Annotated in this window: 25 protein-coding genes, 3 tRNA genes and 1 pseudogene; 11 read left to right on the top strand and 18 right to left on the bottom strand. The window is 65.0% G+C overall.

Annotation, left to right across the window (positions count from 1 at the left end):
* The first annotated feature begins 49 nt into the window (after positions 1–49).
* Together ACZ1DY_RS02670 and ACZ1DY_RS02665 are read left to right on the top strand one after the other, a co-directional pair.
* On the top strand, positions 50–2,827 hold the full coding sequence (locus ACZ1DY_RS02670) for an EAL domain-containing protein (RefSeq protein WP_465483524.1): 2,778 nt from the start codon (positions 50–52) through the stop codon (positions 2,825–2,827).
* Positions 2,824–3,123, top strand: coding sequence for a GNAT family N-acetyltransferase (locus ACZ1DY_RS02665; protein ID WP_465483523.1), 300 nt, complete (start codon positions 2,824–2,826; stop codon positions 3,121–3,123). The genes ACZ1DY_RS02670 and ACZ1DY_RS02665 overlap by 4 nt, the downstream gene beginning before the upstream one ends.
* Before the next feature lie 4 nt (positions 3,124–3,127).
* On the opposite strand, the gene ACZ1DY_RS02660 is transcribed toward ACZ1DY_RS02665, so the two are convergent.
* Entirely contained in the window at positions 3,128–3,949 is an 822-nt protein-coding gene (locus ACZ1DY_RS02660) for an arylamine N-acetyltransferase family protein (protein ID WP_465483522.1), read from the bottom strand.
* A 157-nt stretch (positions 3,950–4,106) separates the two neighbouring features.
* On the opposite strand from ACZ1DY_RS02660, the gene ACZ1DY_RS02655 reads away from it, so the two are divergent.
* A complete protein-coding gene (locus tag ACZ1DY_RS02655) occupies positions 4,107–4,886 on the top strand; it encodes a S1 family peptidase (RefSeq protein WP_126732293.1) in 780 nt (259 codons plus the stop codon).
* 242 nt (positions 4,887–5,128) lie between these two features.
* Here ACZ1DY_RS02655 and ACZ1DY_RS02650 read toward each other — a convergent pair whose 3' ends face one another.
* From ACZ1DY_RS02650 to ACZ1DY_RS02620, 7 genes are all read right to left on the bottom strand, one after another.
* Positions 5,129–6,256: a tyrosine-type recombinase/integrase gene (locus tag ACZ1DY_RS02650; RefSeq protein ID WP_465483521.1), complete on the bottom strand. Its 1,128-nt coding sequence runs from the start codon at positions 6,254–6,256 to the stop codon at positions 5,129–5,131.
* Positions 6,256–6,468: a helix-turn-helix domain-containing protein gene (locus ACZ1DY_RS02645; RefSeq protein WP_465483520.1), complete on the bottom strand. Its 213-nt coding sequence runs from the start codon at positions 6,466–6,468 to the stop codon at positions 6,256–6,258. The genes ACZ1DY_RS02650 and ACZ1DY_RS02645 overlap by 1 nt, the downstream gene beginning before the upstream one ends.
* A gap of 12 nt (positions 6,469–6,480) precedes the next feature.
* The gene (locus ACZ1DY_RS02640) at positions 6,481–8,127 is read right to left on the bottom strand and encodes a replication initiator (RefSeq protein WP_465483519.1); all 1,647 of its coding nucleotides are present in this window, start codon (positions 8,125–8,127) and stop codon (positions 6,481–6,483) included.
* Entirely contained in the window at positions 8,124–9,707 is a 1,584-nt protein-coding gene (locus tag ACZ1DY_RS02635; RefSeq protein ID WP_465483518.1) for an FtsK/SpoIIIE domain-containing protein, read from the bottom strand. The genes ACZ1DY_RS02640 and ACZ1DY_RS02635 overlap by 4 nt, the downstream gene beginning before the upstream one ends.
* Before the next feature lie 333 nt (positions 9,708–10,040).
* Positions 10,041–10,295 (bottom strand): helix-turn-helix domain-containing protein, encoded by a 255-nt coding sequence (locus ACZ1DY_RS02630; protein ID WP_465485812.1) that lies wholly within the window; start codon positions 10,293–10,295, stop codon positions 10,041–10,043.
* Positions 10,296–10,332: 37 nt separating this feature from the next.
* Positions 10,333–10,587, bottom strand: a complete 255-nt coding sequence (locus tag ACZ1DY_RS02625) for an AMED_5909 family protein (protein ID WP_465483517.1) — start codon at positions 10,585–10,587, stop codon at positions 10,333–10,335.
* Positions 10,588–11,129: 542 nt separating this feature from the next.
* On the bottom strand, positions 11,130–11,588 hold the full coding sequence (locus ACZ1DY_RS02620; protein WP_465483516.1) for a hypothetical protein: 459 nt from the start codon (positions 11,586–11,588) through the stop codon (positions 11,130–11,132).
* A 161-nt stretch (positions 11,589–11,749) separates the two neighbouring features.
* Here ACZ1DY_RS02620 and ACZ1DY_RS02615 point away from each other — a divergent pair, with 161 nt between their 5' ends.
* Both ACZ1DY_RS02615 and ACZ1DY_RS02610 read left to right on the top strand, forming a co-directional pair.
* The gene (locus ACZ1DY_RS02615) at positions 11,750–12,634 is read left to right on the top strand and encodes a hypothetical protein (protein WP_465483515.1); all 885 of its coding nucleotides are present in this window, start codon (positions 11,750–11,752) and stop codon (positions 12,632–12,634) included.
* 10 nt (positions 12,635–12,644) lie between these two features.
* Positions 12,645–13,115 (top strand): NUDIX hydrolase, encoded by a 471-nt coding sequence (locus ACZ1DY_RS02610; protein ID WP_465483514.1) that lies wholly within the window; start codon positions 12,645–12,647, stop codon positions 13,113–13,115.
* Here the strand turns inward: ACZ1DY_RS02610 and ACZ1DY_RS02605 are convergent.
* The 9 genes and pseudogenes from ACZ1DY_RS02605 to ACZ1DY_RS02565 form a co-directional block, all read right to left on the bottom strand.
* Complete coding sequence (locus ACZ1DY_RS02605; RefSeq protein ID WP_465483513.1) at positions 13,106–13,666, bottom strand: HD domain-containing protein; 561 nt, start codon at positions 13,664–13,666, stop codon at positions 13,106–13,108. The two genes, ACZ1DY_RS02610 and ACZ1DY_RS02605, sit on opposite strands and share 10 nt — an antisense overlap.
* On the bottom strand, positions 13,666–14,343 hold the full coding sequence (locus ACZ1DY_RS02600; RefSeq protein WP_465483512.1) for an MAE_28990/MAE_18760 family HEPN-like nuclease: 678 nt from the start codon (positions 14,341–14,343) through the stop codon (positions 13,666–13,668). Before ACZ1DY_RS02600 ends, ACZ1DY_RS02605 begins: the two co-directional genes overlap by 1 nt.
* Positions 14,344–14,354: 11 nt before the next feature.
* Positions 14,355–15,491, bottom strand: coding sequence for a DUF262 domain-containing protein (locus ACZ1DY_RS02595; RefSeq protein ID WP_465483511.1), 1,137 nt, complete (start codon positions 15,489–15,491; stop codon positions 14,355–14,357).
* 8 nt (positions 15,492–15,499) lie between these two features.
* The gene (locus ACZ1DY_RS02590; RefSeq protein ID WP_465485840.1) at positions 15,500–16,321 is read right to left on the bottom strand and encodes a hypothetical protein; all 822 of its coding nucleotides are present in this window, start codon (positions 16,319–16,321) and stop codon (positions 15,500–15,502) included.
* 162 nt (positions 16,322–16,483) lie between these two features.
* A pseudogene (locus ACZ1DY_RS02585) lies at positions 16,484–16,726 on the bottom strand (DNA methyltransferase); the annotation flags it as partial.
* 804 nt (positions 16,727–17,530) lie between these two features.
* Positions 17,531–17,604 (bottom strand) — tRNA-Phe (locus tag ACZ1DY_RS02580).
* A 31-nt stretch (positions 17,605–17,635) separates the two neighbouring features.
* Positions 17,636–17,709: transfer RNA gene (locus tag ACZ1DY_RS02575), tRNA-Asp, on the bottom strand.
* Positions 17,710–17,737: 28 nt separating this feature from the next.
* Positions 17,738–17,810: transfer RNA gene (locus ACZ1DY_RS02570), tRNA-Glu, on the bottom strand.
* A gap of 234 nt (positions 17,811–18,044) precedes the next feature.
* Positions 18,045–18,302, bottom strand: coding sequence for a hypothetical protein (locus ACZ1DY_RS02565; RefSeq protein ID WP_020633070.1), 258 nt, complete (start codon positions 18,300–18,302; stop codon positions 18,045–18,047).
* 514 nt (positions 18,303–18,816) lie between these two features.
* Here ACZ1DY_RS02565 and ACZ1DY_RS02560 point away from each other — a divergent pair.
* Complete coding sequence (locus ACZ1DY_RS02560) at positions 18,817–19,236, top strand: hypothetical protein (protein WP_126732294.1); 420 nt, start codon at positions 18,817–18,819, stop codon at positions 19,234–19,236.
* A 118-nt stretch (positions 19,237–19,354) separates the two neighbouring features.
* Here the strand turns inward: ACZ1DY_RS02560 and ACZ1DY_RS02555 are convergent, their stop codons facing one another.
* Positions 19,355–19,558 carry a cold-shock protein gene (locus ACZ1DY_RS02555; protein ID WP_003097368.1) on the bottom strand — a complete coding sequence of 68 codons (204 nt, stop codon included), beginning with the start codon at positions 19,556–19,558 and terminating at the stop codon, positions 19,355–19,357.
* Between the two features lie 421 nt (positions 19,559–19,979).
* Between ACZ1DY_RS02555 and ACZ1DY_RS02550 the strand changes: the two genes are divergently transcribed.
* The 5 genes from ACZ1DY_RS02550 to ACZ1DY_RS02530 all read left to right on the top strand — a co-directional run bounded on the left by ACZ1DY_RS02550 (position 19,980) and on the right by ACZ1DY_RS02530 (position 24,483).
* The gene (locus tag ACZ1DY_RS02550; protein ID WP_126732295.1) at positions 19,980–21,221 is read left to right on the top strand and encodes a L,D-transpeptidase; all 1,242 of its coding nucleotides are present in this window, start codon (positions 19,980–19,982) and stop codon (positions 21,219–21,221) included.
* Positions 21,222–21,484: 263 nt separating this feature from the next.
* Positions 21,485–21,838, top strand: coding sequence for a hypothetical protein (locus tag ACZ1DY_RS02545; RefSeq protein WP_126732296.1), 354 nt, complete (start codon positions 21,485–21,487; stop codon positions 21,836–21,838).
* Entirely contained in the window at positions 21,839–22,396 is a 558-nt protein-coding gene (locus ACZ1DY_RS02540) for a SigE family RNA polymerase sigma factor (protein ID WP_126732297.1), read from the top strand.
* Between the two features lie 4 nt (positions 22,397–22,400).
* The gene (locus ACZ1DY_RS02535; protein WP_465483510.1) at positions 22,401–22,853 is read left to right on the top strand and encodes a hypothetical protein; all 453 of its coding nucleotides are present in this window, start codon (positions 22,401–22,403) and stop codon (positions 22,851–22,853) included.
* A gap of 214 nt (positions 22,854–23,067) precedes the next feature.
* Positions 23,068–24,483: an MFS transporter gene (locus ACZ1DY_RS02530; protein WP_126732299.1), complete on the top strand. Its 1,416-nt coding sequence runs from the start codon at positions 23,068–23,070 to the stop codon at positions 24,481–24,483.

The raw sequence follows: 24,483 nt of genomic DNA, 5'->3' as shown, positions 1-24,483 counted from the left end.
GTGGTGTAATCGACGGTGCCAGCACCGGAAGAGGGGGTTCGGACGGATCATGGAGGCTGACGCCCTCGCCGTGCCCGGAGCCGGTAATCCCGGTCGCCCGGCAGACGCCCCGTTCGGGAACGGGCCGGTCGGCGATCTCGGCCTCGCGGGCGACCACGCCGCCATCTGGTCGTACGACTTCGAGCACGAGACCCTGTCCTGGCTGCCCGGACTGGAGAACCTGCTGGGTGGCGGCGTCCTCACCGAAGCCGAGATCGAGTCGAGGCTCGCCGATCTGGTGGCCCCGCTGACCTCTGGCACCCGCACTTCCCCGCCGTGGCGCGAGTTCGAACTCGAGCAGTCGTTCCGGAACCCGGCGGGCGAGGTCCGCTGGATCCGGCTGCGCGCCCGCACCATCGGCGACGACAAGGGCTCGACGGGGCTGCTCGGCATCGCCACCGACGTCACCGACGTCCGCGAGAACCGGCAAGCCCTCGAAGATCTCACTGACCGTTACCGGCTCTTGGTGGAGCTCAGTCCCGACGCGGTCTGTGTCCACGAAGCCGGCGTTGTCACCTACGTCAACCGAGCGGCCGTCACCGCGCTCGGAGCGTCTTCGACGGCCGAGCTGATCGGGCGGCCGATCATGGATTTCGTCGCCGACGAATCGCTCCCGGCCCTGCTGGACAGGATCGCGTCGCTCCACCGCCAAGGCGCGTCGACCGACCCCGCCGACACCGTCATGCTCCGGCTCGACGGCACGAAGTATCTGGTCCAGAGCATTTCGGTGCGTACGACCTGGGAAGGAAGGCCCGCGTTCCAGGTCATCATGCGCGACATCAGCGCGCAGAAGGCCGCCGAAGCGACCCTGCGCTACCAGGCCGCGCTGATCAGCCACGTCAGCGACGCGATCATCGCGACCAGCGGCACCGGCGTGGTGACCAGCTGGAACCCCGCCGCCGAGAACGTCTACGGCTGGACGGCGGGCGAGGCGATCGGCCGCACGGTCAGCGACCTCGTCGGCGCGGCGCTCGACCCGGAAACGGTGCTGCGCCGGGGCGGCGTCATGCAGACGACCCACCGCCATCGCAACGGTTCGACCCTGGCCATCCGCGTCTCGGCCGCGGAGATGAACGACGGCTTCGTCCTGGTCTGCGCCGACGAAACGGCCCGGCGGCGCGCCGAACAGCACTACAGCACGGTGGTCGCGTCGCTCGACGAAGGCGTGGTCGTGATCGGCCCCGGCGGCCTCATCGAATCGGCCAACCCCGCGGCGTGCCGGATCATCGGCGTCGGCCACGACGACCTCATCGGCGTCCCGTGCGTGACGCTGGAGCTGTACGACGAACAGGGCCGGATCCCGCCCGCCCGGATGCCGTCGGTGATCACCCGCCGCACCGGGGCCACGCTGACCGGTCTCGTGCTGCGGTTGCGCAGGCCCGCCGGCGACGACGTCTGGATCTCGCTGACCTCGCGATTGCTGACCCCGGAGGACCCGTCGGCCCTGGCGGTGGTCGCCTCGTTCACCGACATCACCGAACGCCGCGCCATCGGTGAACGGCTCGCCCACGAGGCCACGCACGACCCGCTCACCGAACTCGCGAACCGGACGCTCGTGCTGGAGAGCCTCGCCGAGGCGCTGTCCGGCGCGGGCCGCGCTGAGCTGACCACGCTGCTGTTCATCGATCTCGACAAGTTCAAGGTGATCAACGATTCCCTCGGGCATTCGGTCGGTGACAAGGTGCTCCGCATCGCGGCCGAACGGCTGCGCCGCGGAATCGGCGAGAACGATCTCGTCGGCAGGCTGGGCGGCGACGAATTCGTCGTCGTGACCGCGGAAATCACCGAGCCGCACGAGATCAAGGCGCTTGCCGAGCATCTGCGCGAAGCGCTGACCGAACCGATCACCGTCAACGGCAGGCAGCTGCACATCGACGCCAGCATCGGCATCGTCACCGCGGCCAACGACGACACCCGGACCGCCGAAGACCTGCTGCGCGACGCGGATGTCGCGATGTACCAAGCGAAAACGCTCGGCCGGGCGCGCTACGAGTTCTTCGACGTGGAGCTGCGCGAGCGGATGCAGCGGCGGCTCCGGATGGAACAGGACCTGCGCGACGCGTTGCAGAACGAGGAGCTCTGGACGGCGTACCAGCCGGTCGTGGACATCGAATCCGGCGAGATGGTCGCCGTGGAGGCGTTGCTGCGCTGGAAACATCCGGCGCACGGCACGATCTCGCCCGCCGAGTTCATTCCGCTGGCCGAGGAAAGCGACCTGATCAACCTGATCGGCAAGTACGTCCTGCGCACCACCACCCGCGAGATCGCCAGGCGGCGCGAGCAGCTCGGCATCGACCTCAACCTCAAGGTGAACCTCTCGGCCCGGCAGCTGGACGACCCGCATCTGGTCGCCGGGGTGCAGGACGCGCTGAAGACCACCGGGCTCCCGCCGCACGCCCTGACCCTGGAGGTCACCGAGAGCGCGCTGATGCGGGACCAGACAGCGGCCGCCGAAGTCCTGACGTCGTTGCGCGATCTCGGTGTCTCACTGGCGATCGACGACTTCGGCACCGGCTACTCGTCGCTCGCCCAACTGCAACGGCTCCCCTTGGATACGCTCAAGATCGACCGCACCTTCGTCACCGGCATCGCGGAATCGCGCGACGCGGCGGCGATCGTCAAGAGCATCATCGCGATGGCGCACGCGGTCGACCTGATCGTCGTCGCCGAAGGCGTCGAAGACGGACAGCAGCTCGCGATCCTGCGCGAGCTGCGTTGTGACCAGGCGCAGGGCTTCCATCTCGGTCGCCCCGCGCCGCCGGACGAACTTTTCGGAGCCGTGGGATGAGTGTCGAGATCAAAGCCGGTAAAGACCGCTACGACATCGTGGTGGACGGGAAGACCGCCGGGTTCCTGGACACCCGCACCCGCCCGGACGCGATCCTGTTCCTGCACACCGAGATCTCGGACGAGTTCGCGGGACAGGGCCTGGCGGGCAAGCTCGTGACCGCGGCGCTCGACGACGTCCGGGCGCAGGGCGGGTCCGTCCTGCCCTACTGCCCGTACGTGCGCTCGTTCATCGCGAAGCACCGTGAGTACGAGGATCTCGTCCCCGAGGACAAGCGCGCCGAATTCGAACTCTGAGCGCTCAGCCCGGATAGATCGTCAGCAGTTTCGCGAGCTCGTCCTCGGTGAGGACGACGTCCAGCTCGCGCAGTGTCGCGTCGAGCCGCTCGGGCGGGATCGTGGTGGTCTCCTTGGTCCCGTCCGGGCGTTCGACGATGAACTCCTCGCCGACCAGTTTGCGGCTGAGCCCTTCCTCCAGCCGCATGACCACGAGCTGCCCGGTGAACGGCGACCGCGGATGCGTCGACGTGTAGTGGTGGTAGACCTCGTAGTCGATCCGGTGCATCGGCGTGAGTGTGAAGGCGTGCAGGTCGGTCCAGTCGTCGCCCTCCTGTTTCTGCAGGCGCCACCAGTCGCCGTCGGCGACGAGCCGGTGCGGCCAGCCCGCCTGGTCCACGACGGCGCCGTCGACCAGCGGCATCGGCACCAGCATCCCGGCGCCGAATCCGACGTCGACCAGATGCGGGACACCGTCGGCCTCCACCACGAGCGTCATATGCGTGTACGGCCCGTTCTTCTGCGGCTGCACCCGCGCGACCAAGCGGCGTACGGGGTAGCCGAGCTGTTCGGCGGCCGCCGCGAAAAGGCTTCCGTGCTCGTAACAGTAGCCGCCACGCCGGCGGCGGACGAGTTTACCGATCACGTCTTCGAGCACGATTCCCTTGTGCTGCCCCAAAACGACGTCGACGTTCTCGAACGGAATGGCTAAGACGTGCGCCTTCGCCAGCTCACGCAGCGCGGCGGCGGAAGGTTTCGCGCGGTCCTGGCCGATCCGGCCGAGATAGGCGTCGAGGTCGAGGGTGCCGACGGTCCATTCGTCGACCTGCTCAGGTGCGATTGTCATGCTGCGAGATTGACACCTCCACCTAACTCGAAGTCAAGGCCGCCCAACTGGTAACTGGCAACGGCCACCGACTTTCGTCACTTCCACGGACGAGTGACGATTGGCCACCCTTCCGGAGTGAACCGGTGAAACACACCGGTGTGGAAGGAGAAAGCAGATGAGGACTCGTTCCCTCGTCGCCGGTCTGCTGACCGGAGCGGCCGCCGTACTCGGGTTGGCGATGCCGGCTTCCGCCGCCGAACCGCCCTCGGGCGTTCAGCCGCTGATCGTGGGTGGTGTGGACGCGACCGAGACCTACAGCTTCATGGCGTCCATGCAGACCAAGAGCGGCGACCACAACTGCGGCGCGTCGCTGATCACGCCGGAGTGGCTGGTGACCGCCGCGCACTGCGTCGAGGGCGAGCAGCCGTCGAACTGGCAATACCGCCTCAACACCACCGACCACACCAAGGGCGGCGAGGTCGCCGAGGTGGACAAGTTCGTGGTCCACGAGAAGTACGACGGCTCCGGCCCGTACGACATCGCCCTGGTGCACCTGAGCAAGCCCGCGGAGGCGGCGCCGATCGAGATCGGCCAGTCGCCGGCGGCGGGCACCGACGTGCGGGAGATCGGCTGGGGGCTGACCTGTCCGACGCGCGGCTGCGGTGAAGCACCGGTGGTTCTCCAGCAGCTCGACACCAAGGTCGCCGAAGACTCCGGCTGTTCCGGCTCCGGGGCCTACGACGCGCAGACCGAGCTGTGCATGGACAACCAGGGCGGCAAGGCGAGCGCCTGTTACGGCGACTCGGGCGGCCCCGCCGTGGTGAAGTCGGGCGACAAGTGGACGCTGGTCGGTGCCACGAGCCGCGGCCAGACCGCCAGCTGCCCGGAGATGCCGGGTATCTACACCGACGTGACCGCGTTCGGCGACTGGATCAAGCAGCAGACCGGTCAGTAGCCGCCAGGTCCCGCCCCGCGCGGTGGCGCCCGATGCACCTGCGACATCGGCCGCCACCGCGCGTTGGCGTGAACCCTTTGCCAGGCATGAAAAAACCGCCTCGATGTGCATCGAGGCGGTTCGTCGAGCGGTGGCCAGGGCCGGGGTCGAACCGGCGACCTTCCGCTTTTCAGGCACAGACGTTTCCGCTGGTCACGGGGGTTGCACCAGTGCCGCGTGCAACCCCCGTGCAACATCGCGGGTCAGTGCTTCACGATGATGGTCTTGGGCAGCTTGGCAGCGTTTCCGTGCGCGGCGAGCTTGCTCAACTGGTCGGCTACCTCCTTGTCCCGCCCTTCGACCGCGTGGAGATACCGGAGGGACGCCGCCGCCGACGCGTGCCCGAGCCGCTTCTTGAGGTCAGCCAGCGTCGCACCCGCACTCGCCGCGAGTGTCTGGCCCGTGTGCCGCAGGTCGTGATAGCTCACATCCACGCTGACCTTCACCCGCGCCCGGACGAACGCCTGATAGACCGCGTTCCCCCGCATCGGCTGCCCGTCCCTGCCGACGAAGAACCGATCCCGCCCCGCCCACTCCTTCATGTGATCCCGCAGGTACGGCATGACGTGCGGAGGGACCGACACCGGCCGACGCCCCGCGTCCGTCTTGGGGTCCTTGTCGTACTTCTTCGGACTCTCCAGAAGCTCCACCCGGTTCTTCCGGACCCACACGACACCGTCCACGAGGTCCACGTCAGCCGTCCGCAGGCCGCAGACCTCACCGCGACGAAGGCCGCACCAGGCCGCCAGCAGCACAGCCGCCCGGTAGCGAGGAGTGATCGCCTCGACAAGGTCGACGATCTGCCCAGGGGTGGCGATGCCCCGCTCTTTGGCCTTGTCCGAGCCCGCACCGGGAATCTGGCAGGGGTTGATCACGATCGCCCCGTCCCTCTTGGCCGAGTTCATCACGGCACGGAGGAAGCGGTACGACTGCCCGATCGACGTCTTCCCGCCCTCCCCGAGCAGGGCCTTGGCGTACCAGCTCCGCACCACCGGTGGGGTGATCGCGATCAACGGGAGATCCAGCAGCTCAGTCATGTGAAGGCGCATGTTCCGCCGACACGTCTCCTCCCACCTGTCCCCGATGTTCGGACTGTCGCGCAGGTAAGCACCCGCGTAGTTGCCGAACGTTTCTCGTCCTAGCTTGTCGTCCAGCCAGGCACCCTTGTTGATGTCCGCCTCTACGCCGACCAGCCATCGATCAGCGTCGGTCCTGGTCCGGAACGTGTCCGGCGCGTACTGGCGCACTCCGTTCGGACCGAGGAACGACGCCTGAAACCGGCCGGAAGGCAGCTTCCGAACCGACCCGAACCGCCTCCGCTTCTTCGCCATCACGCCACCGCCCGACCAGCGGACCAGCTCACCCGTACCGGCTCGACGCGTCCCGCCAGCACGAACGCGTCCAGATCAGCGACCGCCAGCCGAACGTGAACGCCGACCTTATGGAAAGCGATCCGCCGTTCCGCGATCAGCCGCCGCACGAACCGGACACCCGTGTTCAGGTACTCAGCCGCTTCATCGACTGTCAGATAGTTCTTCTCCACGTCTCCCCCTTCCTAGGCCGCTTGCCGAGTTGCCGAAGTTTCCGGACCTTCACCGGGTGGCCCCTGTGCCGCGAGTAGCGCCCGGTCGTACTCGGCCTTCCAGGTGATCCGTTCGGAGATGGCGCGCATCACCAGGTGGTCCCGTGGTGGGCAGTGGGTGTCTCCGGGTTCGACCTTGCGCCAGACGAACCGGTCCGGTTCGGGTTGTTTCTTGGTGATGCCGACAGCGGCCAGCGCGTCCAGGACGAAGCCCTTCCGGTCTGCCTTGTGATCGGCCACGGTCTTGCCCGACCACTTCCGCGACACCAGCACCCGCCGCCCCGGTAGCCCGAGCGTCGTTCGACGATGAGCGCGTCCCTTGCAGTGACCGGGAACGGTCTTTCCGTTGGCTCCCTTGGGGTTGATGCCGTACAGCAGCCACACCGCGCACCGAGGCGAACACGGGGTCACCGACAGTTCCGCGTGAAGACGGTCGTGGTGATCCTGCTGGGCCGGGGTGTCAGCGTCGACCACCTCGCCGGTGGACTTGGTCAGGTACTTGGTGAGGTAGCCGATGTGACGCCCGGATTCCTCGGTACCGCCCAAGATCCCCTTGGAGTGCACCTGACGGCCGAACGTGACCACATGCGCCGGTTCCTCCACCGCCTCCACGGCCTCATCCCACGACGGCAGCGGCTCCCGAGTGTCCGGGTCCACGAACGTCCGGGAACGCATGTCCCACAACGGTTCCCGGTCCGTGTACACGATCTCGTCATGGTTGGGCCACCACACCTGGTGATAGGTGGCCTCCGTGACCATCCGGATGACCTCGTGCGAGATGGAGCCCCGTAGGGCGGTGTGCAGGTGCGGAGCCGCCCGCCGTTGGGGTTCCACGGTGGCGAAGTACTGCACATCCCAGCCGACCGCCCGCCGCAGGTTCTGCCACCACCGGTCCACCAGCGCCGAGAAGTGCACCGCGTCCCGAGCAGCCCGCCGGTAGTCATAGGTGGTCGGGTTGACCGGCGAGCCGTCGGAGCGGACCGGGCCGTAGGTGTCGCAGGTGAGCGTGACGAACATCGACGGCCGGAACTTCCCCGCGAACTCACGGCCCACGGTGGTCTTGGCGACCTTGCGGCGTGGCAAGTTCGGCGCGTCCTGCCGCCGCTTGGTCGACCGCTTCACCGGACGCTTCTCCGGGACGTCAAGGGCAGGCAGGCGACCCGTCATCCCGGACGCCCGCAGCTCCTCGTCCACCGAGGCGACCTCTGCCCGCAGCTCCTCCATCTCGACCTCGTCACCGACCGCCAGCGCCTCCCGGTAGGCCGCCGCCAGATCTGCCCGGAACGCCACCAGCTCCGTTTGGGTCTTCGACGGCGCTTCCCGTTCGATGACGGGTTCTTCGGTCATATGCCAGCCCTCGCGGCACTGTGCCTGACGGAGCGCTTTTGCCTTGCGAGCGCAGGGAAGGCACACCGATTCGACCGTCGCCCCACAGGGCACGGGCACGTAGCGGATCTCGCCGGTTTCGGTGTCTCCGACCTCCATCGTGAAGGGCCGGACACACACGCCGTGCTTTTCCGCGGTGGCCTTCACGACCTCCGCAGAGAGCGCCCCGCGGATTCGTCCATTCGTGGCCGGCGGGGCGGCCGGACCTGTTCCGACCTGCGAATCTGTCGTCATGCCGTCCCCCTCTCGCCGCGCCGGTCTGACAGGTGGATGACCGAGGCACCGCCGTTGGTGACGTAGTGCTCCAGATGCTTGACGGTCTGGTCCGGAACCCAACCGGCCCGCACGCGCAGGGGTTCGCGGATGCCTTCGCCCCAGACGTAGCCGACACCGGCCGCCGACTCGGGAATCCGGTTCGCCCACGCCCCACGCTCATAGGCGCCGTCCCCGAGGACCATCGGGACCTGACTCTTCGCGGTCACCCGCAGGCAGATACGGCGGGTGAACAGCTCCCGCACCGGAACGGTTTCCTTGGTCGGCTCCTGGACATAGCCTCGGACCGCGAACCCGAGCGCCCGCCCCTGAGTGGTCAGGATCGCGACCCGTTCCACGATCGCGTCACGGGTCTTGCGATCGGTGTAGCGGGTCAGAGCGCCGATCTCGTCGAACTCCAGCAGCTCCACCGGATACTCGGCCGAGACCGGGACCTGACGGGTGTACCCGGCGAAGACGCGCTTCCGGTTCTCCAGCTCCTCCATCAGCGCGTCGAGGACATCCAGCGCTTCCTTGCCGGACACCCCGTAGCGAGCGAAGATCCCGCGACCGTAAGCAAGTTCGACCGCCTTCGGGTCGATCCCGGACACCCGGACGAGACCGGCGCGGATCGGTGCCGCAGCCGACACCAGCGGAGCCCACAGAACCGAGCCCTTCCCCGACCCCGACGCACCAGCCACCAGCGTGTGCGCGCCACCACCAACCAGCGGCAACGTCCACGGCGTGCCGTACTCCGTCGAACCCGCGTACACCGCCCGCAGATCCACGCCCGAGCCGTCCACGGACACCATCTCTGGAACCGGCAGGCACGTCACCGCCGTGTCCAGCAGATCCCGGCGCATGAAGTCGATGGACACCACATCCGGCTCAAGCTCCCGCACCTGACACCGCGCGACCTTGCGCGCCACCGCCAGCTCTCGCGCGACCTCATCGAAGTCTTCCGGCTTCTGTCCAGGGACCAGCCGGACCCGGACCTCATCCCACGACGGGCCGGAGCGGACCGACAGCAGTTTCGGCACCGCCACCCCGGACGCCTGCCGCGCCTTCGTGACCGCCTCACGCTTGCGCCGACGGGACACCAGGTTCACCGTCACATCAACGGGAATCGCGTCATCCCGGACCGTCAGCCCGCAGGCGTGCAGCCACCCGGCCAGCTTCCGCCCGTAGAGCGCCCAGCGCAGCCACCACGCCCGCAGCCACCGCCCACACCACAGGTCATAGCCGACCGCGTCCCAGCGCCACCAGACGAGCAGCATCGCCGCCAGCACGCCGACCGCGACGACGAGGGACACCCAGCCCAGCACCGTGCACCAGGCCCACAACCCCAGCAGCGCCAGACAGGTACGCCAGTGCCCGACAAGTTGCCGAACAACCCAGCCGACCGCCCGCAGCAGGCCCCACAGCGCCACACCAAGCACCGCCAACGCGGCCAGCGCCTCGAACACACTCGCCAGCACACGGCCAACCTTGGCCAGCACCCACAACACCACCGCCAGCCCGCCACCCACGGCAAGGGTGGTCATGATCTCCTGCGTGTTCATCACCGACCACCCCGCAGACCCGCAGCGGGAACCACGATCGGCAGCGGCAGCATCCCCAGGCACGGGGAGCACTTCTCCTCACCCGGCAGCAGCCGAGCGAACCGTTTGCATTCCGGACAGCGCGTTCGGGTGACCCCCGTTGACTCGCACTGTGTGCCGTCATTTATCTTCGTCATTGTTCACTGCTCCAGTGGACAGGCGCAGAACCGGAACAGGTTGGTAGCCAAGGGCCGGTTCTGCGTTTTAAGGGACACTTTTAGCCACGTGGGGACGCGTTTATCCGCCACACATCCCCACGTGCGAAATTTCGATATTCAGTTCTTGCCTATCTGGTCAGTCTTGTGACTGTGCACGCTCCTTACGTTCGAACTCCCGAAGCGCGACCAACCACACGTGCTCCCGTGCGATGTCCAGGCCATCCGCCAGGCGGACCGCTGTAGTCACCGTGGTCAACGGCCGTTCGCCCCGCTCTAGTTGGCCGAGGTGCCGAGGGCTGATGCCGGATCGCTTGGCCAGTTGGGCTTGGGTCAGCCGCCGAAACCGACGTGCCCGCCGCAACCATTGCGCCGCCGTCTTGCCGCTCAGCATCGAACCGTCGCCGTTGCCTCCCCATTCCTGCACGCGTCTACTTGGCATCCGATTTCTCCGCCCGAATCCTCGCGGCCAGTTCTTCCGCCTTGCCGTCCTCGTGCGCGACCCAGTACCGAATCTCGTGATGATGAAAGCGGTCCACATCGGACACCGCGCGATACATTTTGGCGTTGGCCTGCCGCCATTTCAGCCACGTCGACAGGCTCGCCCCTGGCAGCGGACGAGTGGCTGCCGCAACGTCGTGCGCATCCTTGAGTGTTTGCGGCTCATTCCTGCCCGGAGTCGTCATCACAGGCCCCGGTCCGTGCGCGGCTTTCGAGCAGTGCCGCCAGTTCGTCCGCGCAATCGCGGAGTCGGCGAAGGAAGACGGCCCGGCTCAGCCAGTCGCCCCGATGTTCGGGAGGACGGATCGTCAGCGATCCCGCTGTGCCCGACAGCACCAGCGCCGGGGGCGACCCCGGACCCGAACCAGTCTCCTCCACCGTCACCTCGGCCCACGGGCTGATCACCCACGTTGGGCCGAACCCCTCCCGCATACTCGTCACCTCCCGCCTTGCGTTCCCACTGCCGTGCCTGGTCCTCGAAGGCTTGCGCGGCGGACCCCACGGCGGCGACCACCCACCACGGCAGGTCGGGATCACTACCCAGCGCTCGCCATGCCTGAGCGACCAACCGCGACGCCGCCGCCATCTCTCGCGCCACATCCGGATTCGCGCCCCTCGACCGTGCATCCACGTCCGCCGCGTCCCGATAGACGCGGTACGCCGACTCCCACACGGACACCTGCTTTTTCGACGTCACGACACCACTTCCCTCTAGAAGTCAGTGCCGTCACGCGGCCTTGGCCGAGGACTCAGCCGCCGTCGACCGTGATGCCTTCCCGCCCGCGCCACTTCCCGCCGCCTTGAATCCGGTAGCGCGGAACACGTAGGACAGGTACTTGTACTCACCCTGCCCGGTCACCTTGGGTTCAGCGGTCAGCCCGTCCAGCTCCACCGGGCGCATTCCCGGCATCACCTCGGCCGTCGTCGGCACCGGCTGCACATCGGCCAGCAGCGTGATCTCGAACGAAGCCCGCTTCGCCTTCGTCTCACCGGGGTCGGTCGCCATGAACTTCCACTGCCGCTTCCCCGTCACCTCGTCCACCCGCTGCCTCGTCGGCCGCCCCTGCGCCCTCTCCTCACGCGACTGGTATTCGTTGTCCGGCGACACTTCGCCCACCATCACAAGACCTTGTGGAAACGCGTCATCGTGGTCAACGCTGAATCGGATGCCCTTTTCGATCGCCATGTCGTAGTGAACCTTCCCGCTTGTCGGATACGCCTTTACCGGCGTACCTACAACAATCGGCCAAATGAGTGTCCCGTCACGACACCGTCTCGGTCTCGCCTCACAGCGTCTCGCACTCACCTTGTCTCGTCTTGTCTCGTCTCCCGTGCTAGCTTGGTCTCATGAGCCCCGACACCACAGCTCAGGAAGCCCGGCCGATCGTCCTCAAAGTCCTGCTCAGAGGACGACACTTGCAGAGCTACCGCGCGTTCTGCCGCGAGTACGACAAGGTGGCCGAGAAAGTGGACAAGAGCCTCAGGGGCAGCTTTCCCAGCAAAGCCCAGTTCTACCGATGGCTGTCCGGCGAACTCGTCGGCCTGCCCTACGCCGACCACTGCCGAATCCTTGAAGCAATGCTTCCCGGCTGGCAAGCCGAACAACTCTTCGAGTTTCACGACGGTGGAATCGAGTTCGTCCCCGAACCGACTGCGTCGCCGACGAGCCAGGCCATTAATCCGCCAAGCTCCGCGATGGAACCGCGCGGCAACCCGGAAGTCGTCGAAGTCTTCTCGCACCGGAACGCGATCCCTGCCGACCTGTGGACTCGGCTGCTGGACGACAGCGGGGAACGCATCGACATTCTTTGCCTGGCCGCCCTGTTCCTCGTTGAACGACCGACGTTTGCGAAGCAGATCAAACAGAAAGCCAGTGATGGGGCCAAAATTCGGCTTCTGTTCGGCGATCCCGACGCGGACGAGGCCACCAAGCGCAGCGAAGAGGAACGGCTCGACGCACGCACGGTTTCCGCTCGCATCCGCAACGCACTAGCGTTCCTACGCCCGCTCGATGGCATACCTGGCGTAGAGGCACGGCTGCACACCACCACGCTGTACAACTCGGTGTTCCGGTTCGACGACGAGATGGTCATCAACACCCATGTGTACGGCCTTCCAGGAGCGCACGCCCCCGCTCTGCACCTCCGGCAGACGCCGAAGGGCGACATGTTCGAGACGTACATGGAGAGCTTCGAGACCGTCTGGGCTGCCGCCAAGCCGCTGACCTGGTAGGCAAGGAGCTATGGCACGCCGAGACCACTACCACGAACCGAACGCGCCGGAGGCGAACTCACTGCGGGTCGCCGTCAGCGCGTTCATCCTGGACGAGGCTGGCCGGCTGCTGATGATCCGGCGCACCGACAACGACCGGTACGCCATCCCTGGCGGCGGCCAGGAGTTCGGCGAGTCAGTGGCACAGGCCGTGGTCCGCGAGGTCGAGGAAGAGACAGGCCTGACCGTCGACGTCACTGGCTTCATCGGGATCTTCTCCGACCCCGACTACGTCATCGAGTACGACGACGGCGAGGTCCGTCAGGAGTTCTCGCTCTGCTTCCGCGCCCGCCCTCTGTCCGGTGACCTGCGCACGAGCAGCGAGAGCAAAGAGGTTCTGTGGGTCGAACCAGCCAAGCTGGACGGCCTCAATATCCATCCCGCCATCCGGCTCAGGATCGCCCGCGGTTTCGAGGGTGCTGACCAGCCGTTCTACACGTAGTTGATGCCAGCCGCCCGCAACCGGGCTTCTGTCCGCTCGACTGCGCCCGCCAGCTCCGGCCGCGCTAGCTGAATGAACGTCGACACAACGTCATCCGGTCCGTACCGCTGCTGAATCTCCGCCGCTCGCTCTTCGAAGGTGACAACTTCACCATCCGGCGACGTGGTCATGTCGGCCCACCACAGAGCGTCCCTAAGCGGCGTCCTCTCGTCAGCCCAGGCGGCCAACTCATCAGCCAGGCCCCGCAGGTCGGCCTCTACGTGCGCCGCCGAATGGTGCGCCACCAACGCGCACAGCCGCTCCGGAGCCCCTATCTCCCGCAGGTACCGAGCGCCATCCAGCGCGTGCAGCCCCGTCGCTACTAGATCGGACGAATATCCAATGTCGTGAAGGATGCCAGCCGCCGCGAGCACCCTCGCATCGTCAGCGGCAAACAGTCGGTCCGCAGTCCTTAGGCGCTCACACACTCCCTGCGAGTGCTTCCAACGACGTGGCAAGTCCACGCTAAGCCGTCTAGCCGCCAGCTCAGTAGTCCACGCCGATGGTCGCATTAACTCGCCACTTCTGCCACTCTAAACCACTCTTCGCGCACAGCCGCAGTTATTAGCCTTGCCAAATCGTTCATGAACACTTCACACTTCTTTCTATGCGCCTCAAAAAGTCCGGCAGCAATCCTTTCCTTCCGACTCCCATGGGCGATATCATTTCTGGCGTTTCGCACAAATTCAAGTGACGAGTAGTAGCTTTTATCAACTTTATCATCGGGAATAGCCAAGCGGTACAGCGTCCTGCGGAGAACGTCGCTGCCGAAGTTCATTTCCATCGACACCGCAGCTTCAGCATCTATATTCACAGGAGATCGATACGCATCACGCATCTTCTCGATGAACTCGACCTGCTGCCTAGCGCGTCGACTTAGGCGGCCAGACTCACTTTCTTGCTCTGACGCAGCACCTAGCCTCAGATTATCAAATTCAGCTATCAACGCAGAGGCCGCCAGTTGCGGATGAACTTCATCTGACTGCAATGACCTGGAATTTATTGCGGAAACATATAAGGAGAATGCGTTGCGGGCGAAGCCCTCGAGGTGCGCATACTGCATTACGAGGATCGCCCGCAAGGCAGATGCCGGCCAATCTTCCGGTTCACGACGCCCTAGCAGTTCGTTTCTTAAATGGCGCAACTCATCCAGGCGCCACGCAAGATCCTCCTCTAGAGCGGTGCGCAAGTCTTCTATATTCAACGCAGCGCCGCCGAGAACCTGTCCGAGAAGTACTTAATCCGAGCACGCGTCGGATTTCTATAGTTCTTCCCGGCACCGCCATGCTTTAAGAAATCTTGATCCGACTTCCCTTTACGCACAACTTCAGCCAATTTCTCGATCTGCGCAGAATTATCCAAGTCAACGCTCGACAAGACATCTTGCAGGCCTAACGAAATACCCTCAAAATGATAGACAGAGAACTGACTTCTTGGCTCATTGCCTCTACCGATCGTGCCAAATATCCTGGAATCTATGTCCAGGATATCGCTAATCTTCTTCAGGATCGCAAAAGTCTTCGCGAATATGGCGCGTTCCGACTCGAAGTCAAACCCTGTCGAATCAGAAGGATCTGACACCTTCTCCATGTAGTCTGTCAAGAATTCGCTTACATCGTGTACATAACTTGAGAAGTCGTTTTTTAGCGCAAAGAAGCGCAAGACCAACTCTTGGTCAAACTTTCTACTTCTAGCCTCTGAGGAAATTATGCTGGTGCAGGTAAAAAAGTCAGGGTTCTGACTCAGATCAATAATAAAGCTATTAAAGTCGTTTGATAGTAGCTTGATCGTCGCATTGCGAATCTCTTGCTGGGACAGAACCGCGCCACCGGTGTTCAATCGCTTGAACATGTAGTAACGCAGCCGCGGATCACTTTCTTTACGCAAAATTTCAGCGCGAACATAGCTTCGCCGCAACTTGATCTTAAGTGGACGAGGGAGAGATTCGTACGAATACCCGTTCAGCTTTTCAATAATATCGCAATCAGAAAGTTCAAGCGGATCTAGCGGCTCCCCCTCAGGCGCTAGCCTACTAGTGAAGTGCAGATATGACGACAGACGTTGGAGACCATCGATCAACTCGTATATCCGGTCTTCACGCTCAATCAGAAAGATCGGCGGGATCGGCAACTCAAGCAAGAGGGATTCGATGAAGCGTGATTGCGCCCCCTCGCTCCAACGAAACATTCGCTGGAATTCAGGATCAATGATAAGCTCACCAGAAGAATGCATGTCCGCCAATTCATTGAATGAAAAATCTAGCGAACTGGTGCGGACAGCAGTAATCTTCTCGTCAACCTCACCGATGATGTCTTCTGACTCATCTGGTCGTGCCATACGAGGAACTACTCCTTTCTGAGCGTGAGAACCGTCTCAGACACCTTACCCTTTACGTAAGCCTGAGCAGCCTTATTAACCGTAGTAAGGCTCCGGCTTACCTCAAACTCTTCTCTTCCGGAGATCGACCAGCCGCGGGAACTAACCTCTTCCTGGCATATGTCAGCAAGCCGGACCGCAACATCCTTGTAGTACGAATCTTGCACAACAAGGATTAGCGTTGCTTCCTTTCTGCAAACTCGGTCTATCTCACTTAGGCTACCGACTAGATCATCTAGATACTGCACGACTTGCTTGCGATAGTAACCCGATGACGCCTTACTTTTATGCTCGGATACCTGCCGAACAAGGTCACGCGCAAGGTCACCATATGTTGTTACTTCAGTTACAGCGGGGCGAATCAAGGTCGTACCCATAAGAGAAGACCTAAGCCGCCGATCGACGGATATATCGACGCCTAGAACAGCGAGTTCCCGCGAGTAAGAAACCGCATAGTCAATTCTCGTTAAATATGGCGGAGAAGTCAGCACCAGGTCGACACAATTATCTCGCAATGGCAACCTCGCCGAAGAACCGGTTAGCAGGTTGACGGTAGCATTAGGCTGGACACGACTATCCTTGATTCTCTCCATCAGCGCGTACTGATCTGAAATGATCAGTTCGTCAAGATCGCGAGGACTGATATCGACAAGCTCATCGGCACCACCAGCTCGTCTAACCCAAGTAGGATTGCTGCCCTCAAACTTCTTTGTCAGTTGGCGAACCACACGAAAAATTGAGACCATGCCTAAGGTCGAAGTCGAACTAGCCAGTCCATCGAGCGAGCGCACCCAGGAGCGTGCTCGATTGGCTGCACGTGGAGTTAGCCATGACATGAGCGGGTCGCCGCTCCTCTTACGGGACATGGTTCTCGCGGGAACCGCAGATACCGCTACGCCTTCGGTAGCGTTCACACGCAGTCTCGCAACCACGTTCGCGATCGGGTTGAGGTCCAAGCCCACAGACCGGATTCCGATATCCTGTGCTGCGAGCGTAGTAGTACCACTACCGTTCCATGGGTCGAGAATGATCTCTGTCTCTGAGCTAGCGGCGTGCCTCAGGTGATCCTTCGCCCACTCAAAAGAGAAGCCCGCGTAGTAAGGGAACACATCCGCCAAGCCCTCCACTTCGACCCGCGGACGTTTTGGAGAAAGCTTCGGACGGGGAGTTCGAGCAAGAGTGCCGAGAGCGAACATTTCATGTTGACCATCACCCTCCGTTCGGTCGTACGCCACTCTTGGTCCCTACCTCTACTTTCGTGTGCTACAGCAACGATCACCTTACTCGAGTCAAGAGTTGGGCTCGAACACCAGATGTAGCTGTGAGGCTGGCTCTCCGCTGCACACCGAACATGACTCGTGACCTGCATGTTCTCGCTGGTAAGGCTCTACCTGAGCACACGCTTGGCCCGAGTTGCGCAACCAACGAACCACCCATCGAGACATTGCTGCACAGTCACTCGATGCAGCTGCCTTACTCTCTGCCGAATTTGGCTCTATGGGATCAAGGCGCCGCCGTTGGCGGCGCGCGGGTCACCACCCGTCCGGCGGGCTACGCCCAGGAGGCGACGCCGGCCTCCCGCTCCGCTCCGGCAGGCGCCGCCGGGCGAGCCCGCCGCAGGGCAGCACCCGCAGCGCGCCGCCAACGACGACGGAGATCCAGGAGCCACACGGCGAGATCACCCGACCCACCCAGCCGACGCGCAGTGGTCACCAGGTGGTCCCTCGCTTCTCAGCGTCTAACACCGGCCCGCCCGCATCAAGGCGGGAAAGCGTGCCTTGACGCGACCGACCCGGCGCTAGAGATGGCAGGGGCGAGGGAAGCGGGGCGAACAGGCACGCGAAGCCTTCAGTGGGCGACAGCAGTCCCGAGGCGTGCAACATACGTGCGACAAGCGGCGGCCAAAGCGGGTCAACCACGGTCAACAGTGGACAGACTCAAGATCGACCCCGGACATGAAAAAACCGCCTTGACCTGGGTCAAGACGGTTTGAAGAGCGGTGGCCAGGGCCGGGGTCGAACCGGCGACCTTCCGCTTTTCAGGCGGACGCTCGTACCAACTGAGCTACCTGGCCGGGAACGCCGGCGAGGAGCCGAACGATCTTGCGACCCTGACGGGACTCGAACCCGCGACCTTCGCCGTGACAGGGCGACGCGCTAACCAACTGCGCCACAGGGCCTTGCATACTGCTTTCCAACTGTACTGCGTACTCCCAACGGGATTCGAACCCGCGTTGCCGCCTTGAAAGGGCGGAGTCCTAGGCCGCTGGACGATGGGAGCCCGGTTCGGTTTCGGCGAACCGACCGACCCGCGCTCTCCGGTGTCCCCGGGAGCGAACATAACTATAGGACACACCCGTTTTGGGCTTCGCACAGGGGGTCCCCTAGTTGTTCACAGGGCTGGGACCTGCGAGAACGCGGTGACTTCAGGATATCAGGCCCGAGCGGCCGCCCGGGCCTAGAACGGAGCCCGGTCGCGCGGCACACCCCGCGCGCCCGGGCTCCGTGAACGAACTCAGCGCTGAACGGGCGCCTGCCCGTCCTCGTCCAGCGTCAACCCCAGCATGTCCAGCAGCTGGACACAGTCATCGACACCCAACGCCCCGTTGGCCACCGCCAGCCGGGCACGGCGCACCTGGTCGTCGGAGACGCGCTGCGCGTCCCCCTGACCCGTGCGCTGCGCCGGCAGACCACCGGCCAACGTCGTCGAGCTTCCCCCATCGGCACCTTCGTACCGAAGGAGGAACTGTCGAACTTCCACAGACCCACCCATGGTTCCTCCAGACGGCCAACGAACAGCTTGGCCGCGAGGCTAACCAGAGCCGGCCGCGGCACACAGCCCCCCGGAGAGTGAACCTGTCGCCACGCTCCGCACAACGCAGAGCGATCACGCGTACGCCCGCGCCACATGAACCCCAGGCGAACCACAGGTGGCGCCCTGACCGGAATTCTGCCCGCGCCCACTCGCCCTTCTCAGCAAACCGTGCAACAATCGATTTGCTGACACACCCCCGGTCAGCGCCTGTGGAGATCCCCTCCGACCCCCGCGTTCCTCCCCCTGGCGCGGGGGTCGCTCCGTTTTCTGGGGGCCACCCCCAGACCCCAGGTTCCCAGTGGCGGCGGTTGGCAGCCCAGGCCCGGTCCCGTTGATATTTCCTCTTCCGGTTGCGGGTTGTGATCATGGGAAAAGGTTTTCTTGTGGGGGATTGGGCCGTTCGGGAGAAATAAAGGGTGTGTCGTGGCTCACTGTGGTTGGTTTGCCGAGACCGAACCGTTATCGTGGCCCGGTGCCCCTTCCTTCCCTGAGCCGTCGTAGCGGCAGCCGCACGAACCTGAAGCCGGTCAACCCCGGTCGTCACCGCAACTCCGCCTCCAAGGAGGCCGAAGCGGTCGTCGAAGACACGGAGCTCACCAGCTACCTTCGTGCCCTCGCCCCCGAGAACGACCCGGAGAGCACCGGCACCGGCAAGCGCTTCGGTGAGGCGCAGGTGTTCCAGCTGCGGATGAACCTCATCGCCTGCGAACAGCTCAAGGACGCCGCCGCCGAGCGCAACCTGTCGCCGCAGGCGCTGGCGCAGGAATGGATCCTTGAGCGCCTCTCGTGGGAATCGCAGGCCAACTCGGCCCAGCAGCGCCGCCACGAAGAAGCCCACACCGACGAATTCCACTTCGACGCCAACGCGTGGGAGCAGCCCGTCCCCCGCTGATCCCCGTCACCCGGAACGGAACAGCACAACAGAAGAAGCTTTCACGGCAAGAGAAAAGCCCCCGGCGAGATCGCCGGGGGCTTTTCTGATCAGTCTGAGCAACGCCTGAAGGGCGGACTCAGATCGCGCGGACCTTCTGGGCCTGCGGGCCCTTCTGGCCCTGACCGACCTCGAACTCCACTCGCTGGTTCTCCTCGAGCGTGCGGAACCCGCGACCCTCGATCTCCGAGTAGTGAACGAAGACGTCGCCCTCGCCGCCATCCTGCGCGATGAAGCCGAAGCCCTTCTCCGCGTTGAACCACTTCACAGTGCCTTGCGCCACCGCTGTACTCCTCGTTGCACATCCGCTTCGAGTGCCTCCGAAGCGACACCCAGACCGTCCCGGGCGGTTCCAACGAGTCGAGCGAAGAGCGCGTCACCGGCTCATGGCTCGCGTCAGAAGTTCCGCGAGTGTGAAGCCACGAACACGCAAAACGACGGCCTGATGGCAGAGTACCGGGATCTGGCCATATTTGAAGCCCGTGATCGGACTCTGGGCACCCCCAAGTACCAAGGTCACCGGAACGTCGTACGCCGACCCGGGTTCTGTCGGACCCCGTCGCTACCCTGTCGCCGCACGCCGACCTCAGGTCATCGCCGGACACGGACCGAAGTCGGTCATGCCCCGATCGTGAACCACGGCCCACCCGATTGTGACTCGCATCACTCTCCGTGGGATCAACTTAAGGGGCCGTCCGGACGTCATGGTCGGTGTACAGGGGAGCAAAGGGGAAGCTTTGAGGTTTTCGGAAACCGCGCGCCGCCGGGCGGCGTTCGCGGCACTGGGGTTGGTGGCCGTTCTGACGCTGGGGGCGTGCAGCAGCGAGCCGACCGTCTCGGCCAGCGGGCCGGACGGCGGCGGGCCGGTCAGCAGTGACACCGGCGGGCAGGCGCCCGCGCCGGCCAAACTGACGTACGAGCCCGCGGCGGGCGCGCAGGACGTCGCGCCGGGGCAGCCCATCAAGGTCAGCGTCGCCGACGGCACGCTCGACCAGGTCGTACTGACCAACCCGGACGGCAAGCAGGTCGCGGGCCAGCCGTCCGAGGACAAGAAGAGCTGGGTCACCACCGAACAGCTCGGCTACGGCAAGGCCTACACGTGGTCCGGCAAGGCCACCGGCACCGACGGCAAACCCGTCGAGATCGGCGGGACCTTCACCACCGTCAAGCCGCGCAAGCAGGTGGGCGCGAACATCAACGTCTTCGACGGGCAGACGTACGGCGTCGCCATGCCGATCACGCTGACGTTCCCGAGCAAGGTCACCGACAAGGCGTCGGTCGAGAAGGCGCTGTCGGTCGAGACCACGCCGAAGACCGAGGGGTCCTGGGCGTGGGTCCACGACGACACCTCGGTGCACTGGCGGCCGAAGGCCTACTGGCAGCCCGGCACCACGGTGAAGTTCAACGCCAAGATCTACGGCGTCAAGATCGGCGAAGGCGTGTACGGCAAGGAAGACCGCTCCGCGAGCTTCACGATCGGCCGCTCGCAGATCGTCAAGGGCAACACCCAGACCCACCGGCTCGTGGTGATCCGCGACGGGCAGCAGATCGCGGACTACCCGGCCAGCTACGGCCTCGACGCCGACCCGGGCCGCGTCACGCCGAGCGGCACGCACGTGGTGATGTCCAAGCACGACACGTACTCGATGACCAACGAGCGCTACGACTACGAGAACATCGTCGTCCCGTCCGCGGTGCGGTTCTCGACCAACGGCGAGTTCATCCACGGCTACGCGCCCTCGATCTGGGCGCAGGGCAAGAAGAACATCTCGCACGGCTGTGTGAACCTGGCGCCGGCGAACGCCAAGGCGTACATGGACGGCGCCCTGGTCGGCGACCCCGTCGAGATCGAGGGCAGCACGGTGAAGATCAACCGGGCGCGCGACTACAGCGACTGGACCTATTCCTGGGACGAGTGGACCAAGCTGTCCGCTCTCGCGAGCTGAACGACTTCCATGGAACCGGGCGGCCGGAGACCTTCGCGGTCTCCGGCCGTTCGTGCTTGACCGAGAACCTGTCTTCCGGGAGCGCGTCAGCGCGCTGGGAAGACTTCACCCCGCGCGCCTCCTTTTGCCGGGCGCCTGAGTCGTGAACCGCCGCTGACCTGCGGTCGAGCGCCCGGCGGGATTTTTCCGCCAGCGCGCGGAAAAGTCACTGCAACCATCTGCGGGGCGGGGCGCATGTCTAACGACGTAAGGCGCCGCGGCCAATGAGCGGCGCCCGGATCGAGGAGACACTCTTGCGTACTCGTATCGCTCTTTCCCTCGGCGCGCTGCTGCTGGCGGGCGGCGCCGCCTTCGCGACCACGTCGCTGGCGTCGGCCGATCAGAGCGCGCCGTCGCCGACGGCCACTCAGGCGCCCCAGCCGCCGACCAAGGCGCCCACCGCGGCACCGGGCGAGCCGACCCGCGCCACCACCGCCCCGGCGCGTCCGGAGCCCGCCCCGCAGACGACCCGCCCCGGCGTCGTGAAGCCGGGCGAGCACCGGGTGCCCAAGGCCGTTCCCGCCGGGCCGACCGGGGATCTGCACCTCCCCGCCATCGTCGAAGGAGCCGGTAACTAGGTGTCGCCGAGCCGCTCGTCGAAGACCGGGACGGGCTCGCCGTGGGACGGCGAGTTCGCCCGGTACTTCGACGAGCGCGCGCACAGCCTCCGTGCCACCGCGTACCTTCTGTGCGGCGACTGGCACCAGGCCGAGGACATCACCCAGGCCGCGCTGCTGAAGCTGTACCTGGCTTGGCCGAGGCTCTCCCGGCACGACGCGCTCGACGGCTACGCCCGCAAGATCGTGCTGCGGACCTTCCTCTCCGAGCATCGGCGCGTGTGGCGCAAACGGGAGAAGCTCACCGACGCCCTTCCCGACGTCCCGGGCGAGGCGGGCGGCACGGAGCAGGAGATGCTGGTCAGGCACGCCCTGTCCGGCATCGCCCCGAAGCAGCGGGCCGTGCTGGTGCTGCGCTACTTCGAAGATCTCGGTGTCGAAGAGACGGCCGCGGCACTGGGCTGCAGCACCGGGAACGTGAAGAGCCAGGCCGCGCGGGGTCTGGCGACCCTGCGCAAGCGGCTCGGACCGCATTTCAGCGAACTGGCCTTGAGCGGAGCGCACGACGATGGGAGGTGAGGAGATGGACGAGGACATCAAAGGCGTGCTGTCGCACGGGGCGAGCGGTCCCCCGCTGGGTATCCGGGCGGCGGACATCATCGAACAGGGTGGCCGGATCCGGCGTCGGCGCAAACGGCTGGCGGTGGCGGGGAGTTCGCTGGCGACGGTCGCGGTGATCGTGTTCGGCGCGTTCGCCGTCGGCGGTCGCGGCGGTGAGGGGTCCGCGCCGGTTCAGCCTGCGGGCCCCGGCCTGTCGACCATCTCCCCCGCACCGGTCTCGCCCGCGCCTTCCGAGACTCCCCGGCCGGAGGTCGCTCCGCAGGAACCGCCCGCTTCGGAGACGACGCCGAAACCCGGGCAGACCCGTTCGGTCCCCCGGACCGTCCAGCCGGGCCGCACGACGACGGCCGTCCCACCGGGGCCCACCCCGACGAAGCAGCCGAGCGCCCCGCCGACGGCGGTCACGACCCGCTGACCTCCTGCCCGGAACGTCCGATTCCCGAAGTGTGACCCAAAGTAATCGGAAATTCTCCGACATCGGGTTTACCTGGTGCTTCGTCACCGATTCGGGGGAACGGCGTTCGATCGACCGATCCAAAGCGCTGAACCCGGACGTTTGAACGCCTACGGTCGAGGGAACAAACCCTCGACGATGGGTAAGTAAACGGGTGGGTCGGGAGGTCAAACCCATGGCCGAAGAGGCGCTGAGCGCGTCACATCAGGAAAAAGGGGAACCGGCGGAGGCCCCACCTGAGCAGATCAGAAAGGCCGTCGCCGGAGCGGCGATGGGTAACTGCATCGAGTGGTACGACTTCGGTGTTTTCGGCTTCATGCCCGCCATCCTTGGGCAGGTCTTCTTCAACGCTTCGAGCACTTCGGAAGGTGCGCTGGCGACCTTCGCGGTCCTCGCGATCACCTTCATCGTGCGGCCGTTCGGCAGCTTCGTGTTCGGTCCGCTGGGGGACAAGATCGGGCGCCAGAAGGTACTCGCGCTGACGATCATCCTGATGTCCGGGTCGACGTTCATCATCGGCCTGTTGCCGTCCTACGCGACGATCGGCCCGGCCGCCGCGGTCCTGCTGATCCTGTTGCGCACCATCCAAGGCTTCTCGGCGGGCGGTGAGTACGGTGGCGCGGCGACGTTCATCGCGGAGTACGCGCCCGCCCGGCGCCGGGGTTTCTGGGGCAGCTGGCTGGAATTCGGCACGCTCGTCGGATTCGCGATGGGCGCCGGCTTCGTCACGATCTTCACCGTCGTCCTCGGCGACGAGGCCATGCGCGAATGGGGCTGGCGCCTGCCGTTCCTGATCGCGGGGCCGCTCGGCATCGTCGGTCTCTACCTGCGGAACAAGCTGGAGGACACTCCGCTGTTCCAGGAGATCGAGAAGAAGAACCAGGTCGAGAAGTCGCCGCTGAAGGCGCTGCTCAAGAAGCACTGGACGTCGATCCTGCACCTGATCGGCATCGTGGTGATGCTGAACGTCGCCGACTACATCGTGATCACCTACCTGGAGACCTATCTCAAGGACGTGGTCGGGTTCAGCGGGCACGCGCCGTTGCTGATCATCCTGGCGACCATCGCGCTGATGCTGATCTTGATCGTGCCGGTCGGCATCCTGTCCGACAAGATCGGGCGAAAACCCATCCTCATCGCGAGTTGTGCGAGCTTCCTGGTGCTGCCGATCCCGGCGTTCTCGCTGATGGGCGCGGCCGCGGACGACCAGAACGGCTGGCAGCTCGCCCTCGGCGTCCTGATGATCGCGGTGCCGTTGGTGCTGATCCTGGCCGTGCTGGCGGCGACGCTGCCGGCGATGTTCCCGACTCAGGAGCGCTACGGCGGTTTCTCCATCGGGTACAGCGTTTCCACCGCCGCGTTCGGCGGCACGGCGTCGTACATCATCGGCAGCCTGGTGAAGTCCACCGGCGACAACCTGTGGCCCGCGTACTACCTGATGGGCGCGGCGGCCATCGCGGCCATCCCGATCCTGCTGCTGCCGGAAACGGCGGGGGTTTCGCTGCGTCGCATCGTGAGTTCGCGGATCATCCGGCGCCGGAAGCCGGAACCGGCCACTCCCGGCGGCGCCTCGGAGCTACCGGCGAGTTAA

It is taken from the genome of Amycolatopsis sp. PSD-21, from assembly GCF_055561455.1.
Note: the sequence above shows the minus strand (reverse complement) of the source record. Positions and strands in the feature narration are given on the sequence as shown.

Excerpts from the sequence above, each read along its gene's own strand:
- ACZ1DY_RS02670 (WP_465483524.1), top strand. The coding sequence starts at position 50 with ATGGAGGCTGACGCCCTCGCCGTGCCCGGAGCCGGTAATCCCGGTCGC.
- ACZ1DY_RS02665 (WP_465483523.1), top strand. The coding sequence starts at position 2,824 with ATGAGTGTCGAGATCAAAGCCGGTAAAGACCGCTACGACATCGTGGTG.
- ACZ1DY_RS02660 (WP_465483522.1), bottom strand. The coding sequence starts at position 3,949 with ATGACAATCGCACCTGAGCAGGTCGACGAATGGACCGTCGGCACCCTC.
- ACZ1DY_RS02655 (WP_126732293.1), top strand. The coding sequence starts at position 4,107 with ATGAGGACTCGTTCCCTCGTCGCCGGTCTGCTGACCGGAGCGGCCGCC.
- ACZ1DY_RS02650 (WP_465483521.1), bottom strand. The coding sequence starts at position 6,256 with ATGGCGAAGAAGCGGAGGCGGTTCGGGTCGGTTCGGAAGCTGCCTTCC.
- ACZ1DY_RS02640 (WP_465483519.1), bottom strand. The coding sequence starts at position 8,127 with ATGACGACAGATTCGCAGGTCGGAACAGGTCCGGCCGCCCCGCCGGCC.
- ACZ1DY_RS02635 (WP_465483518.1), bottom strand. The coding sequence starts at position 9,707 with ATGAACACGCAGGAGATCATGACCACCCTTGCCGTGGGTGGCGGGCTG.
- ACZ1DY_RS02630 (WP_465485812.1), bottom strand. The coding sequence starts at position 10,295 with ATGCTGAGCGGCAAGACGGCGGCGCAATGGTTGCGGCGGGCACGTCGG.
- ACZ1DY_RS02625 (WP_465483517.1), bottom strand. The coding sequence starts at position 10,587 with ATGACGACTCCGGGCAGGAATGAGCCGCAAACACTCAAGGATGCGCAC.
- ACZ1DY_RS02620 (WP_465483516.1), bottom strand. The coding sequence starts at position 11,588 with ATGGCGATCGAAAAGGGCATCCGATTCAGCGTTGACCACGATGACGCG.
- ACZ1DY_RS02615 (WP_465483515.1), top strand. The coding sequence starts at position 11,750 with ATGAGCCCCGACACCACAGCTCAGGAAGCCCGGCCGATCGTCCTCAAA.
- ACZ1DY_RS02610 (WP_465483514.1), top strand. The coding sequence starts at position 12,645 with ATGGCACGCCGAGACCACTACCACGAACCGAACGCGCCGGAGGCGAAC.
- ACZ1DY_RS02605 (WP_465483513.1), bottom strand. The coding sequence starts at position 13,666 with ATGCGACCATCGGCGTGGACTACTGAGCTGGCGGCTAGACGGCTTAGC.
- ACZ1DY_RS02595 (WP_465483511.1), bottom strand. The coding sequence starts at position 15,491 with ATGGCACGACCAGATGAGTCAGAAGACATCATCGGTGAGGTTGACGAG.
- ACZ1DY_RS02565 (WP_020633070.1), bottom strand. The coding sequence starts at position 18,302 with ATGGGTGGGTCTGTGGAAGTTCGACAGTTCCTCCTTCGGTACGAAGGT.
- ACZ1DY_RS02550 (WP_126732295.1), top strand. The coding sequence starts at position 19,980 with ATGGTCGGTGTACAGGGGAGCAAAGGGGAAGCTTTGAGGTTTTCGGAA.
- ACZ1DY_RS02545 (WP_126732296.1), top strand. The coding sequence starts at position 21,485 with ATGAGCGGCGCCCGGATCGAGGAGACACTCTTGCGTACTCGTATCGCT.
- ACZ1DY_RS02535 (WP_465483510.1), top strand. The coding sequence starts at position 22,401 with ATGGACGAGGACATCAAAGGCGTGCTGTCGCACGGGGCGAGCGGTCCC.
- ACZ1DY_RS02530 (WP_126732299.1), top strand. The coding sequence starts at position 23,068 with ATGGCCGAAGAGGCGCTGAGCGCGTCACATCAGGAAAAAGGGGAACCG.